Source organism: Kocuria sp. CPCC 205260, assembly GCF_040981045.1.
Lineage (GTDB): Bacteria > Actinomycetota > Actinomycetes > Actinomycetales > Micrococcaceae > Kocuria > Kocuria palustris.
Genome location: NZ_JAVKPT010000001.1, coordinates 84,268 through 97,616, shown reverse-complemented (window position 1 = coordinate 97,616; position 13,349 = coordinate 84,268). Strand labels below are relative to the sequence as shown.

The following is a 13,349-nucleotide window of genomic DNA, read 5'->3' as shown; positions in this document are numbered from 1 at the left end:
GCCTCAGGCGCCCTCGTACTGGTTGTCGGCCGCCGGCAGTCCCCAGCGCTGCCGCAGCGATCCGGTCTCGCTGGCCACCGGCTTCAGCCCCGCCCGGGACAGGGCCGAGATCGCCCGTTCGGCGAGTTCGGCGGCATCGTTCGGCCGCGCGTCGAGGTGCACGCCGGCGAAGACGAGGCCCCGACCGTCGGACCCCGCCGCGGCGAGGCGCTCGACGAGTGCGTCGATCGCCCCGGCGAGATCCTCGCGGGGAAGTGCTGCCAGAAGGCGCGCATGCGGGGCCCCGCGGCGCAGCACGGCGAGCTCGTCGTCGCTGATCGCCGCCGGCACGATCACGGCATCCGTCTGGGCGGCCGCGACGGCCACGTCGGAGGCGGTGCCCGGGAGGGGACCGCGCAGGCCGTGCCCGTCCTCGAGCCGCACGACGATCACCGGATGGCCCTGCGGCGGACGCGGCACGATCGAGGGGCCCTTGACGGTGAAGGGCTGCCCGACGGAGTCCGTGCCCTCGAAGTCCGTGTAGTGCAGCCGCTCGCGATCGATGAAGCGGTCGGTGGAGGTGTCCGCGATGATCGCGTCGTCCTGCCACGAGTCCCACAGGCGGCGCAGCAGATCCGCGACCTCGCCGGTCTCGCGCCAGGCCTCTGCCGGCTCGGCGAGCGGTCGGCGCCCCACGACGGCGGCCTCGGAGGCGCGCAGGGACGGCGCCAGCTGCACGCCGGCGCGACCGCGGCTCGCGTAGTCCAGCGTCGCGGTCATGGTCCCCAGCAGGAAGGGCTCGGTGTGCGTGGTGGTCAGCGTGGGCACCAGGCCGATCCGCTGCGTGGCCGGTGCGAGCCAAGCGGCGAGCTCCAGGGCCGAGAGCCGGATCGCGGCGGAGTCGGTGCCGTCGCCGGCGTCGAGGACGTCGTCGAGCATCAGCTGCGTGACGCCCAGCGCCTCGAGGTCCTGGGCGGCGCGCAGATGCAGCCGGCCGGTGAGCAGGGCGGCGGGATCGTCGTGAGGGCCGTCGAGGTCGGGCAGCGTTCCCAGCCCGACGGAGAGGATCGTCTCGGTCATGGGTTCAGGCCTCCTGGCTCTGCTGGGCCGCTGCTGCGGCGTCGGATGCGGCGGCCGCCTGCCCGTCCCGCAGCGCTGCCCACTGCTCGGCGGGGCGGTGCTCGGGCAGCCCGAGCCTCTGGCGCAGCGTCGCGGGCTCGTGGTGATCGGGGTAGACGCCCATCTCCTGCAGCTCGGGCACCACCCGGTCCACGACCTCCCGGAAGCCGCCCGGGACATAGGCCGGCACCAGGATGAAGCCGTCGGCCGCGCCCTGATCGACCTCCCGGCTCATGGCCTCGGCGATCGAGCGGGGCGTGCCCACGAAGTGATGCCGCGAATCCACGACGGAGACGACCTTGCGCAGCGACCAGCCGTTGCGCCGCCCGAGCTCGCGCCAGGACTCTGCCGTGCCCACGGGGTCGGGGTAGTGGTTCACCCGGCCCTGGGAGAGCTGGGGGCCGTCGACCACCGGGTCGAAGTCCGGGACCGGATCGTCGGGATCGCGCTCGGAGAGGTCCATGTTCCACAGCCGCGAGGCGGTGGCCAGCGCAGTGGCCCCGGAGTGCTGCGCCCAGGCGAGCTCCAGGCTCTTCTCCTGCGCGTCCTCCTCGGTGTCCCCGATCACGAAGGACACGCCGGGATAGATCTGGATCTCGTCGGGATCCCTGCCGATCGCGGTGAGCCGGGAGCGGATGTCGTCGCGGAAGGCCCGCCCGTTCTCCGGGCCGGAGTGGCGGGTGAAGATCAGATCGGCCGAGCCCGCCGCGAAGTCGCGCCCGGAAGGGGAGTCGCCGGCCTGCATCACCACGGGGTGGACCTGCGGGCTGCGCGGCACCCCGAAGCGGCCCTCCAGATCGAAGAACTCGCTGCGGTGGACGAAGCGCCCGGCGTCCGGGCCTGCCTGCGCCGGATCGAGCGGCCAGGACTCCCACATGGTGCGGGCCGCCTGGATGAAGTCGACGGCGCGCTCGTAGCGCTGCTCGTACGGGAGGTAGCCGCCGCGGCGGAAGTTCTTGCCGGTGAAGGCGTCCGGGCTGGTCACGACGTTCCAGGCCGTGCGCCCGCCCGAGAGGTGATCCATGGTGGCCAGCTGCCGGGCGAGCTCGTACGGCTCGTGGTAGGTGGCCGTCAGGGTGCCGGCCACGCCGATGTGGTCCGTGGCCCCCAGCACGGCCGAGAGCATCGTCAGCGTGTCGGGGCGGCCCACGACGTCCAGGTCGTGGATCTGCCCGCCCTGCTCGCGCAGGCGCAGACCCTCCGCCAGGAAGAGGAAGTCCATCAGGCCCTCCTCGGCGTCGCGGGCCATGCGCACGAAGGACTCGACGGCGATGTTGGAGCCGGAGCGCACGGGATCCGACCACACGGTCTCGTTGTTCACGCCCGGGAAGTGCGCCGCGAGATGGACACGGCGGCGTGGGCGGTTCTCGGCAGTGCTCATGCTCCCCATCCTCTCGCCAGACGTCCCAGCACGCGCCTCCGACCTCATATTTCGTCATACGGCCGGGCGCTCGGCGCCCCGGCTGGACTAGCGTCGAGGCTCCGACGACGCGGCGCGGAGCGCGGCAGGCCGGCAGCGGCCTGCGCAGCCCGGACCGCGGGGACGACAGCCCCGGAGGACACACGATGACGCAGCACACGAGCTCGGCAGCCGGACGCCGCCCCGGCGGCGCGCGCAGGACCAGGGAGCTGGTGCTGATCGGAGGCGGCCCGCGCGCCACGCTCGTGCTGGAGCGTCTGGCCGCCAATGCCGCACAGCTGTCCGGGACGGTGGACCGGCCCGTGCGGGTCCACGTGATCGAGCCCTTCGAGGCCGGCTCAGGGCGGATCTGGCGCCACGACCAGTCACCGCTGCTCAAGCTCAACTCGATGGCCCGTGACGTGACGATGTTCACCGACGAGACCGTGGTCGCCGAGGGTGCGGCTTGGGACGGCCCCTCGCTCGAGGAGTGGGCGGCCGGTGTGGCCGACGGTTCGATCGAGGACGCCGAGATCGACGACGAGGACGACCTGCGCCGCATCCGGCAGCTGCGCGGCGCGGACTTCCCGACCCGGCGCGTCCACCAGCGCTACCTGCAGTGGGTGTGGCGCCGCGTGGTGGACCGCGCGCTCGCCTCGCCGGGCATCGACGACGTGATCGTGCACCCCACGTGGGCCGATGAGATCACGGAGTGCTCCCGCGGCGGCCACGACGTGCGCCTGAAGGACGGGACCGTCCTGCACGCCGATGCCGCCGTGCTGCTGCTCGGGCACACCGATGCCCTGGCCACCCGCGGGCAGCGCCGCCGCGGCGCCGCCGCCAGTGCGTCGGAGGGCAGCTACACGCGGCCCTCCTACACCGAGGAGGTCGACTGGAGCGCGCTCGGGCCCGGTCAGCGCGCGGTCGTCACCGGCATGGGCCTGGGCTTCATCGACCTGATGGTGCTGCTCTACGAGGGCCGCGGCGGGCGCTTCCGCACGCGCGACGGCTCCGCGGATCCCGCCAGGATCGAATCCGGCGAGGCGCTGGTCTACGAGCCCTCGGGCAGCGAGCCCCTGCTGTGGGTCGGCTCGCGCCGCGGCGTGCCCTTCCACTCCAAGATCTCCACGCAGCTGCGCGCCCCCTTCGCCCCGGACGGGCTGCAGTTCGTCACCGCAGCCGCCATCGAGAGGCTGCTGGACGAGAACTCCCAGCTGGACTGGGATGAGCACCTGTGGCCCCTGATCACCCGCGAGGCCGGGCACCACTGGTACCGCGAGATCGTCCTGGGCCACCCCGAGCGCGTCCGCGACGGCGTGCGCTGGGAGGACTTCGCCCGGCGGTACGCGGCGGCCGGGCCCAGCGAGCTGTCGCGGCTGCTGCACGAGACGTTCCGGGACTCGCGCGATCTGCTGGACCTGCACGCGATCGACCGGCCGCTGGAAGGGCTGACCTTCGAGGACGCCGAGCAGGTGCAGGAGGCGGTGCTGCGCAGCATCCGCCGGGACATGGACGAGCGCAGCGATCCGCAGCGCAGCCAGACCCTGGCGCTGTTCCTGGCACTGCTGCACCTGCGGGTGGCCCTGATGGACCTGGTGCCGGAGGACCGGCTCACCGAGGCCGGGCTGGGCATGATGAACCGCTGGTGGCCGGGGTTCTTCAGCTTTGTGGACTCCGGTCCGCCGGCGCACCGTCTCCAGGAGCTGCTGGCCCTGCACGAGGCGGGGTTCGTGCGCTTCCTGGGTCCGGACGTGATCGTCGAGCACGACGAGGCCGGCGGAGGGTTCGCCGCCCGCTCCCGGGCGGGCGGTCCGTGGATCAAGGCCCCGCACTTCGTCGAGGCCCGCCTGCCCGGCCCGTCGATGGCGGGCACGGCCAATCCGGTCCTGCGCTCCGTGCTGGCCGGGGAGCTGGGGGAGGAGCAGTCCTTCCCATCGGACGACGGGTCGACCATGGTCACCACCGGCAAGCTGGAGGTGGATGCCCAGTACCGAGTGGTGGACCGCCACGGCCGGGCGCATCCGGACCTGTTCGCCGCCGGCGTGTTCACGACCGTGCCGACGCTGGGAGCCTTCGCCCGGCCGCGGCAGAACTCCGAGCCGTTCCGCAGCAGCGACGCTCTGGCCCGCAGCCTGTGGCAGGCCCTGGCGGGCAGCTCCGCGGACAGGGAGGACGCGGCGCAGCAGCGCGCCATCGAGGCGACGACGTACACGTTCTGAGGCGCCGCGGCGCCGGGAGGCTCGCGCCGTCCGGGCACCGACAGCGGACGGGCTGCGCGCGGGAGCACCCCGCCGCCGCAGGATAGGGTGAGGCCCGTGAAAACGTTCGAGCAGCTCTTCGCAGAGATCACAGAGAAGGCCGAAACCCGCCCCGAGGGCTCGGGGACCGTCGCCGAGCTGGACCGCGGAGTCCACGGCATTGGGAAGAAGGTGGTCGAGGAGGCCGCCGAGGTCTGGATGGCCTGCGAGCACGAGACCCACGACGAAGCCGCCGAGGAGATCTCCCAGCTGCTGTATCACCTGCAGGTGATGATGGTGGCCAAGGGCATCTCCCTCGAGGACGTCTACAACCACCTCTGAGCCGGCCCGGCTCGGAAGGCCCCGGGGCGCCCTCACCCCTGAACGAAATCCGCCGCACGAATCCTCAGGAGCTATCACCGACCATGCTGCGCGTCGCCGTGCCCAACAAGGGCGCCCTGTCAGAGTCCGCCGCCGCCATGCTGAGCGAGGCGGGCTACCGCCAGCGCCGCGACAGCCGAGAGCTCGTGCTGGTCGACCCGGAGAACCACGTCGAGTTCTTCTACCTGCGTCCGCGCGATATCGCCGTCTACGTCGGGGGAGGAGTGCTGGACGTCGGGATCACCGGCCGCGACCTGCTGCTGGACTCCGAGGCCGACGCCGTCGAGGACCTGGGCCTGGACTTCGCCCGCTCGACCTTCCGCTTCGCCGGCCCGGCCGGGCAGTTCTCCTCGCTTCAGGACCTCGAGGGCCGCCGAGTGGCCACGAGCTACGACAGCCTTCTGCGCCGCCACCTGGCGAAGCAGGGAGTCCAAGCCGAGGTCGTGCGCCTGGATGGTGCCGTCGAGTCCTCGATCCGCCTGGGCGTCGCAGACGCCATCGCCGACGTCGTGGAGACCGGCAACACGCTGCGGGCGGCCGGACTGGAGATCTTCGGCGAGCCGATCATGCGCTCGGAGGCCCTGCTCATCCGCAACGCCGCCAAGGCGGAGGCCGAGGGCCTGGAGGTCCTGCGCCGGCGCATCCAGGGTGTGCTCGTGGCCCGGCAGTACGTGATGATCGACTACGACATCACGGAGGACCTTCTTGAGGCCGCCACGGCCGTGACCCCCGGCATGGAGGGTCCCACGATCTCGCCGCTGGGCCACCACGGAGCCATGGCGGTGCGCGCCATGGTCCGCCGCTCGGACACCAACAAGGTCATGGACGAGCTCTACGCCGTGGGCGCCCGGGCCATTCTGGTCTCGCCGATCCACGCCGCCCGGCTGTGAAGCCCCCGGGGCTGCGGCCCCGGAATCCTCAGAGCCGACCGATCCCGAATCACCAGCCCGCCTGCCCGGGCACCGCAAGGAGCAGCCATGAGCGTGGCCATCCGTGTCATCCCCTGCCTGGACGTCGACGCCGGGCGCGTCGTGAAGGGCGTCCACTTCGAGAACCTGCTCGATGCAGGCGATCCGGTCGAGCTGGCCTCCCGGTACAACGACGCCGGTGCGGATGAGCTCACCTTCCTGGACGTCACCGCCTCGTCATCGGACCGGGCCACCACGTTCGACGTCGTCGCCCGCACCGCCGATCGGGTCTTCATCCCGCTGACCGTCGGCGGCGGTGTGCGCACCGCCGAGGACGTCGACCGCCTGCTGCGCTGCGGGGCGGACAAGGCCTCGATCAACACGGCCGCGATCAAGCGCCCGGAGGTCATCGACGAGATCACCCGCCGCTTCGGCAATCAGGTGCTCGTGCTGTCCTGCGATGCCAAGCGCACCGGGAACACCCCCTCGGGCTTCGAGGTCACCACGCACGGCGGCCGCGAGCTCACCGGCATCGACGCCGTGCAGTGGGCTGTGGAGGCCGAGCGCCGCGGCGTGGGGGAGATCCTGCTCAACTCCATGGACGCCGACGGCACCCGTGACGGCTTCGACCTGGAGATGATCCGCGAGGTCCGCTCCGCGGTGAGCGTGCCCCTGATCGCCTCCGGGGGCGCGGGCGCTCCCGCCGACTTCCCGCCCGCCGTGGCCGCCGGCGCCGATGCCGTGCTGGCAGCCTCGATCTTCCACTTCGGGCCGGTCGACGCCATCGCCGAGGTCAAGGCGGCGCTGCGCGCCGAGGGCCACGAGGTCCGCTGAGCGGATCGCTGCGAGCGCTGAGCCGAGCTGCGCGGCCGAGGCGTCCGAGCGCGGGCCTATAGTGTCCGGTGATGTCCGAACAGCCCAGCCCCTCAGCCCGCCCGTCCTCGCCCGAGCTGGACCCCGCGGTCGCCGCGCGCCTGAAGCGCGATGCGGACGGCCTCGTGGCCGCGATCATCCAGCAGCACGACACCCGAGAGGTGCTCATGCTCGGCTGGATGGACGAGGAGGCTGTGCACCGCACCCTCACCACCGGTCGCGTGACGTTCTGGTCCCGGTCCCGCCGGGAGCTGTGGCGCAAGGGCGACACCTCCGGACACATCCAGCTCGTGCGCCGCGTCAGCCTGGACTGCGACGGCGATGCCCTGCTGGTCGAGGTCGAGCAGGTGGGGGCGGCCTGCCACACGGGCACCCGCACCTGCTTCGAGGACCGGCAGCTGAAGGCCGTCCAGGGGCAGCGCTGACCGGCACGCTGCGCCCGGGCGCCGCCGCAGGCGCCGGGATCCCCACGTGAGCGGCGCCAACCCCAGATCACGGCCGGGCATCGCCCGGCAGGAAGAAGTCGCATGATGCACCAGATGGGCACGGTCTCCCCGAGCCTCGAGGAGTTCCGCGAGCTGGCCAGGCACCACCGCGTCATCCCGGTGCGCACCACCGTGATGGCCGATGCGCTGACCCCGATCGGGATCTACCGCAGCCTCGTGCTGCGCGAGGACGGCACGGCGCCGTCGGGCACCTTCCTGATGGAGTCCGCCGCTCAGGGGATCTGGTCCCGCTGGTCGTTCATCGGCGCGGGCTCCAGGGCCACCCTGATCAGCCGGGACGGCCAGGCGCACTGGGTCGGCGACGTCCCCGTCGGGCTGCCCACGGAGGGCAGCCCGGTCGAGGCTCTGCGCGAGACCCTGGCGGTGCTGGCCACCGAGCGCTTCGACGACGCCCCTCCGCTGTCCTCGGGCATGGTCGGCTTCCTCGGCTGGGAGGTCGTGCGCCGCTGGGAGCGGCTGCCCGATCCGCCGCTGGACGACCTGCGCATCCCCGAACTGGCCATGAACCTGGTCTCGGAGATGGCCGTGCACGACAACACGGACGGCTCCGTGACGCTCGTGGCCAACGCGTACAACGCCGACGGCACGGACGAGCGCGTGGACGAGGCCTGGCTGGATGCCGTCGAGCGCCTCGACGGGATGCTCGAGAAGCTGGACCGGCCGTCGTCCCAGGCCCCGGTCTCGATCGCCGAGGACGTGATCGACCGGGACCGGATCGAGGAGGCGGTGCAGCAGTCGTGGCCGCGCGAGGACTTCCTCAGCGCGATCGAGGAGGCCAAGCAGGCCATCGTCGACGGCGAGATCTTCCAGGTCGTGATCTCACGGCGCTTCGAGACCGAGTGCACGGCCGACCCGCTCGAGGTCTATCGCATGCTGCGATCGATCAACCCGAGCCCCTACATGTACCTGTACGCCTTCGAGGATGCCGAGGGCAGGCCCTTCCACGTGGTCGGGTCCTCGCCCGAGGCGCTCGTGAACGTCTCGGACGGGCAGGTCGTCACGCACCCGATCGCCGGCTCCCGTCCTCGCGGTGCCACCGCGGAGCAGGACCAGGCGCTGGGGCAGGAGCTGCTGGCCGATGAGAAGGAGCGCGCCGAGCACCTCATGCTCGTGGACCTCTCCCGCAACGATCTCTCGAAGGTCTGCGAGCCGGGCTCCGTGGAGGTCACCGAGTTCATGGCGATCGAGCGCTTCAGCCACATCATGCACCTGTGCTCCAACGTGGTCGGGCGCATGCGCCCGGACGTGAGCGCGTACGACGTGCTAGCCGCAGCCTTCCCCGCTGGAACGCTCTCCGGGGCGCCCAAGCCCCGGGCGCTGAAGCTGCTGGACGAGTACGAGCCCCGTCGCCGCGCCGTCTACGGCGGAGTGGTCGGCTACATGGATTTCGCGGGCTCCATGGACGTGGCCATCGCGATCCGCTCGGCGCTGCTGGTCGACGGACGCGCGTACGTCCAGGCCGGAGGCGGCATCGTCGCCGACTCGGTGCCGGAGACGGAGGCGCTGGAATCGCTGAACAAGGCCGCCGCGCCGCTGCGCGCGGCCCTAGCCGCCCAGTCCGTGCGCCGCCCTCGCCGCCTGAGCGCCGATGCCCGGCAGCAGGTCGACGCAGCCGAGGGAGCCGCCCGATGACGGCCCTGAAGCGCAAGCCTATCGTCGTCCTGCTGTGCCTCGTGCTGGGTGCGGCGCTGTTCGGCACCTCCGCCATGAGCTGGGTGCACGCCAGCGTGGCCACGGCGGTCTCGCAGATCGACGTGGACGTGCGCGGCAGCGATGCCGCACCGGCCGTCTCGGCCCTCGGACTGGTCGCCATGGCTGGCGCGGTCGCGCTGAGCATCGCCGGTCCGCGACTGCGACCCGTGGTGTCCCTGGTGATCGCCGGTGCCGGACTGGGCTCCCTGATCGCCGTGATCGGCGCCATCGCCGACCCCGTCGGGGTCTCCGAGGGCGTCGTCGGGGAGATGACCGGCGTGGTCGGCACGGGAGCCGAGCACGAGCTCACCGTCGGCCCCTGGCTGTGCGCCGCGGCCTCCGTGCTCGTGATCCTCGGCGGCGTCTGGGCGCTCATCTCGTCCAGGACCTGGCCCAGGCCGGCGGCCTCGCGCTTCGAGCGCGGCACCGCCCAGCGTCGGGCCGCGGGCGACGACGATCGCGAGTCCGAGCGCCGCGATGACATCGACTCCTGGGACGCCCTCACCGAGGGACGGGACCCCACCGGCTCCTGAGCAGCCGTCACCGCACCTGTCGGTCACCGTCACAGTCGCGGTGAGTGGCACAATGAAGACGAGCACCGCCATCAATGGTCGGAGTCCCTCAGCGGACCCCGACCCCGAGCACCACAGGGAGACCTGAACTCATGTCGCACGCGACCACCAGCTCCAGCACTGCGTCGGAGGCCGCATCCCGCCTCGAGGCCGAGCGCGAGGCCCACGGCCCCGACGTCATCGTCCTGGATCACACCGCCTACGTCGGGCACGGCAACACCGTCGCCGCCTGGACCTGCATCGCCATCATGGCCGTGGGCGTCGTCCTGGGGCTCATCGGCCTGGTCCAGGAGCTCGGCAGCGTCCTGATGTGGGTCGGCGTGGGCGTCATCGTCCTCGGCCTGATCGTGGGCGCCGTCCTCAAGGGCATGGGCATGGGTTATGAGGGCGAGGTCCGCAAGCACGAGCGCGGCGAGCTCAAGCACTGAGCCCCTCCTCATCGGGGCGGCTGACACGCCCCTGAGCCGCAGACCGCATCGTCTCCGCGCTCTGCCCGACCCGCACCGGCGCCGCCGGCCTGCGGGTCGGCGCATGCCGCGACCATCGCAATCTTCCAGGAGAGGACACGTCACCGCATGACCGAGCATCCCGAGGGAAGCGTGAGGGCCACCGGAACGGTCCTCGACTCCATCATCCAGGGGGTCCGCGAGGATCTGGAGGCTCGGCGCGCCGCCGTTCCGCTCGAGGAGATCCGACGCAGCGCAGCGCAGGCGCCGGCGCCCCGCGACGCGATCGCGGCACTGCGCGGATCCCACGAGGACACGCTCGAGATCATCGCCGAGGTCAAGCGCTCGTCGCCCTCGAAGGGCGCCCTGGCGCCGATCGAGGACCCCGCCGCTCTGGCTGCCGCGTACGAGCGCGGGGGAGCGGCCGTGATCTCCGTGCTCACCGAGCAGCGCCGCTTCGGCGGCTCGCTGGCCGACCTGGACGCGGTGCGCGCTGCCGTGGACGTGCCGATCCTGCGCAAGGACTTCACGGTCGACGAGTACCAGATCCTCGAGGCCCGTGCCCACGGCGCCGATCTCATCCTGCTGATCGTCGCGGCCCTCGACGACGACGCGCTGGCCCATCTGCTGAAGGTCACCGAGGACCTCGGGATGCAGGCGCTCGTGGAGACGCACACGGAGGAGGAGATCCGCCGTGCCGCGGCGGTGGGCGCCAAGATCGTGGGCGTGAACACCCGTGATCTGAAGACCCTAGACGTCGACACCGACCGCTTCGGGCACCTGGCCGAGCACCTTCCCGCAGACGCCGTCCTGGTGGCGGAGTCCGGTGTCAGCGGCCCCGAGCAGATCGAGGACTACGCGCGTCAGGGCGCTCATGCGGTGCTCACCGGCGAGGCGCTGGTCCGGGCGGGCGACCCCGTGGGCACCGTCGCCCAGTTCCGCACCCTCGGCGAGTCCATCCGCGCCGCGCACCGGGGGGAGCAGGAGGCCCGCGACGGGCAGCGGCGCTACTCGAACGCCCAGGGCCCGTACTTCGGCGACTTCGGCGGGCGCTGGATGCCCGAGTCGCTGATCGCCGCCCTGGACCAGGTCACCGACACCTTCGAGAAGGCCAAGGCCGATCCGGAGTTCCTGGAGGAGTTCCAGCGGCTGTCGCGCGACTACGCGAACAGGCCGTCGCTGCTGACGGAGGCCGAGCGCTTCGGCGCCCACGCGGGCTGCCGCGTGTTCCTCAAGCGCGAGGACCTCAACCACACCGGCTCGCACAAGATCAACAACGTCCTGGGCCAGGCCCTGCTGGCCCAGCGCATGGGCAAGACCCGCCTGATCGCGGAGACCGGGGCCGGGCAGCACGGCGTGGCCACGGCCACCGCCGCCGCGCTGCTGGGCATGGAGTGCGTGGTCTACATGGGCGCGGAGGACACCCGGCGCCAGGCGCTGAACGTCGCGCGCATGAATCTGCTGGGCGCCGAGGTCGTGGCCGTGGAGCACGGCTCGCAGACGCTCAAGGACGCCATCAACGAGGCGCTGCGCGACTGGGTGGCCTCCGTGGACACGACCCACTACCTGCTGGGCACCGCCGCCGGGCCGCATCCCTTCCCGGCCATGGTCCGCTGGTTCCACCAGCAGATCGGCGACGAGGCCCGCGCCCAGATCCTGTCGCAGACCGGTCGGCTGCCGGATGCCGTGGCGGCCTGCGTGGGCGGCGGATCGAATGCGATCGGCATCTTCCACGCGTTCCTCGACGACGCCGACGTCGAGCTGCACGGCTTCGAGGCGGGCGGCGACGGGGTAGACACCCCTCGCCACGCCGCGACCATCACGCTGGGGCGCCCCGGCGTGCTGCACGGGGCCAAGACGTTCCTGATGCAGGACGAGGACGGGCAGACGATCGAGTCGCACTCGATCTCCGCCGGCCTGGACTACCCGGCAGTGGGTCCCGAGCACGCCTACCTCGCCGCCAGCGGACGCGCCGTCTACACGGCGATCACCGATGACCAGGCCATGGACGCCTTCCGCGCCCTGTGCCGCACCGAGGGCATCATCCCTGCGATCGAGTCCTCGCACGCCCTGGCAGGCGCCGTGCGGCTCGGCCAGACCTGGCGCGAGCAGCTCGGCGAGGAGGCCGCAGCGCAGAAGATCGTCGTCGTGTCCCTGTCGGGCCGCGGCGACAAGGACGTGGCCACGGCCGCCGAGTGGTTCGACATGCTGCCGGGCGGCTCCAGGGAAGAGAAGATCGCCGAGAAGGGGGAGCAGCTGTGAACCAGACCACCAGTGCCGGGTCCCAGGACCCCTCAGAGGCCTCAGCGACCGAGCAGACCGGTGCGCCGCAGGCGGCCGTGCAGGCCGAGCGCCTGTCCGGGCCGGGATCCCTGATCGATCGGATCATCCCCGCGGGCCTGGCCCCGGACCCCGACTCCCGGCTGGCCGCGCGCATCGAGCAGTGCCGCGCGCAGGGCCGACCCGCGCTGATCGGCTACCTGCCCGCCGGCTATCCCAGCGTCGAGGAGTCCATCGAGGCCGCCGTCGCACTCGGGCTCGGCGGGGCCGATGTCATCGAGGTCGGTCTGCCGTACTCCGATCCCGTCATGGATGGCGAGGTCATCCAGGCAGCCACCACGCAGGCCCTCGCCCAGGGCGTGAGCACGGATGACGCCTTCCGCGTGGTCCGGGCGATCACCGAGCGAACGGACGCCGTGGCCGTCCTGATGACCTATTGGAACCTGGTCATGCAGCACGGCGTGGACCGCTTCGCCGCAGACCTGGCGGCAGCGGGTGGGTCGGGGATCGTGACCCCTGACCTGATTCCGGACGAGGCCCAGGAGTGGTTCGAGGCCTCCTCCGCCCACGGCCTGGACCGGATCTTCCTGGTCGCCCCGTCCAGCACTCGGGAGCGCATGGAGATGACGGCGCGGGCGTCGTCGGGCTTCGTGTACGCCGTGTCGGTCATGGGCGTCACCGGTGCGCGGGACTCCGTCTCCGACGCCGCCCAGGACGTCGTCCGGCGAGCCCGCGCCGCCGGTGCGCAGAACGTGTGCGTCGGTCTGGGCGTGTCGCGCCGCGAGCACGTCGAGGAGATCGGCGCCTACGCCGACGGCGCGATCGTGGGCACCGCGCTCGTGAAGGCCCTGCGCGACGGTGGACCCAAGGCCGTCGGCCGCCTGGCCGCCGAGCTCGCCGGCCGCAGCTGACCCGCAGCCGGTGCGGACGCTGCGCCCGCACCGGCTCCCCTCCCAC

12 protein-coding genes are annotated in these 13,349 nt (G+C 72.2%); 10 read left to right on the top strand and 2 right to left on the bottom strand.

Annotated features, from left to right (window positions below; all coding sequences use genetic code 11):
* Positions 1 to 3 precede the first annotated feature (3 nt).
* Positions 4 to 1,059: an LLM class flavin-dependent oxidoreductase gene (locus tag RF645_RS00395; protein WP_006213225.1), complete on the bottom strand. Its 1,056-nt coding sequence runs from the start codon at positions 1,057 to 1,059 to the stop codon at positions 4 to 6.
* Between the two features lie 4 nt (positions 1,060 to 1,063).
* Positions 1,064 to 2,479, bottom strand: coding sequence for an NtaA/DmoA family FMN-dependent monooxygenase (locus RF645_RS00390; protein WP_368818364.1), 1,416 nt, complete (start codon positions 2,477 to 2,479; stop codon positions 1,064 to 1,066).
* 185 nt (positions 2,480 to 2,664) lie between these two features.
* Between RF645_RS00390 and RF645_RS00385 the strand changes: the two genes are divergently transcribed.
* The 10 genes from RF645_RS00385 to trpA all read left to right on the top strand — a co-directional run bounded on the left by RF645_RS00385 (position 2,665) and on the right by trpA (position 13,303).
* Positions 2,665 to 4,716, top strand: a complete 2,052-nt coding sequence (locus RF645_RS00385; RefSeq protein ID WP_006213223.1) for an FAD/NAD(P)-binding domain-containing protein — start codon at positions 2,665 to 2,667, stop codon at positions 4,714 to 4,716.
* Between the two features lie 96 nt (positions 4,717 to 4,812).
* The gene (locus RF645_RS00380) at positions 4,813 to 5,076 is read left to right on the top strand and encodes a phosphoribosyl-ATP diphosphatase (RefSeq protein WP_006213222.1); all 264 of its coding nucleotides are present in this window, start codon (positions 4,813 to 4,815) and stop codon (positions 5,074 to 5,076) included.
* Positions 5,077 to 5,159: 83 nt separating this feature from the next.
* Positions 5,160 to 6,005, top strand: a complete 846-nt coding sequence (hisG, locus tag RF645_RS00375) for an ATP phosphoribosyltransferase (RefSeq protein ID WP_006213221.1) — start codon at positions 5,160 to 5,162, stop codon at positions 6,003 to 6,005.
* Positions 6,006 to 6,092: 87 nt separating this feature from the next.
* Entirely contained in the window at positions 6,093 to 6,857 is a 765-nt protein-coding gene (gene hisF, locus RF645_RS00370; RefSeq protein ID WP_006213220.1) for an imidazole glycerol phosphate synthase subunit HisF, read from the top strand.
* A gap of 71 nt (positions 6,858 to 6,928) precedes the next feature.
* A complete protein-coding gene (gene hisI / locus RF645_RS00365) occupies positions 6,929 to 7,321 on the top strand; it encodes a phosphoribosyl-AMP cyclohydrolase (RefSeq protein WP_029643801.1) in 393 nt (130 codons plus the stop codon).
* Between the two features lie 105 nt (positions 7,322 to 7,426).
* Complete coding sequence (locus tag RF645_RS00360; RefSeq protein ID WP_040560255.1) at positions 7,427 to 9,034, top strand: anthranilate synthase component I; 1,608 nt, start codon at positions 7,427 to 7,429, stop codon at positions 9,032 to 9,034.
* Positions 9,031 to 9,627, top strand: coding sequence for a Trp biosynthesis-associated membrane protein (locus RF645_RS00355; RefSeq protein ID WP_006213217.1), 597 nt, complete (start codon positions 9,031 to 9,033; stop codon positions 9,625 to 9,627). The genes RF645_RS00360 and RF645_RS00355 overlap by 4 nt, the downstream gene beginning before the upstream one ends.
* A gap of 131 nt (positions 9,628 to 9,758) precedes the next feature.
* On the top strand, positions 9,759 to 10,094 hold the full coding sequence (locus tag RF645_RS00350; protein WP_006213216.1) for an HGxxPAAW family protein: 336 nt from the start codon (positions 9,759 to 9,761) through the stop codon (positions 10,092 to 10,094).
* Between the two features lie 147 nt (positions 10,095 to 10,241).
* Positions 10,242 to 12,374 (top strand): tryptophan synthase subunit beta, encoded by a 2,133-nt coding sequence (gene trpB / locus RF645_RS00345; RefSeq protein ID WP_006213215.1) that lies wholly within the window; start codon positions 10,242 to 10,244, stop codon positions 12,372 to 12,374.
* A 137-nt stretch (positions 12,375 to 12,511) separates the two neighbouring features.
* Positions 12,512 to 13,303: a tryptophan synthase subunit alpha gene (trpA, locus tag RF645_RS00340; protein WP_040560252.1), complete on the top strand. Its 792-nt coding sequence runs from the start codon at positions 12,512 to 12,514 to the stop codon at positions 13,301 to 13,303.
* Positions 13,304 to 13,349 lie beyond the last annotated feature (46 nt).

Bases quoted from the DNA above. Each gene is read 5' to 3' on its own strand.
- RF645_RS00395 (WP_006213225.1), bottom strand. From the start codon at position 1,059: ATGACCGAGACGATCCTCTCCGTCGGGCTGGGAACGCTGCCCGACCTC.
- RF645_RS00390 (WP_368818364.1), bottom strand. From the start codon at position 2,479: ATGAGCACTGCCGAGAACCGCCCACGCCGCCGTGTCCATCTCGCGGCG.
- RF645_RS00385 (WP_006213223.1), top strand. From the start codon at position 2,665: ATGACGCAGCACACGAGCTCGGCAGCCGGACGCCGCCCCGGCGGCGCG.
- hisG (WP_006213221.1), top strand. From the start codon at position 5,160: ATGCTGCGCGTCGCCGTGCCCAACAAGGGCGCCCTGTCAGAGTCCGCC.
- hisF (WP_006213220.1), top strand. From the start codon at position 6,093: ATGAGCGTGGCCATCCGTGTCATCCCCTGCCTGGACGTCGACGCCGGG.
- hisI (WP_029643801.1), top strand. From the start codon at position 6,929: ATGTCCGAACAGCCCAGCCCCTCAGCCCGCCCGTCCTCGCCCGAGCTG.
- RF645_RS00360 (WP_040560255.1), top strand. From the start codon at position 7,427: ATGCACCAGATGGGCACGGTCTCCCCGAGCCTCGAGGAGTTCCGCGAG.
- RF645_RS00355 (WP_006213217.1), top strand. From the start codon at position 9,031: ATGACGGCCCTGAAGCGCAAGCCTATCGTCGTCCTGCTGTGCCTCGTG.
- RF645_RS00350 (WP_006213216.1), top strand. From the start codon at position 9,759: ATGTCGCACGCGACCACCAGCTCCAGCACTGCGTCGGAGGCCGCATCC.
- trpB (WP_006213215.1), top strand. From the start codon at position 10,242: ATGACCGAGCATCCCGAGGGAAGCGTGAGGGCCACCGGAACGGTCCTC.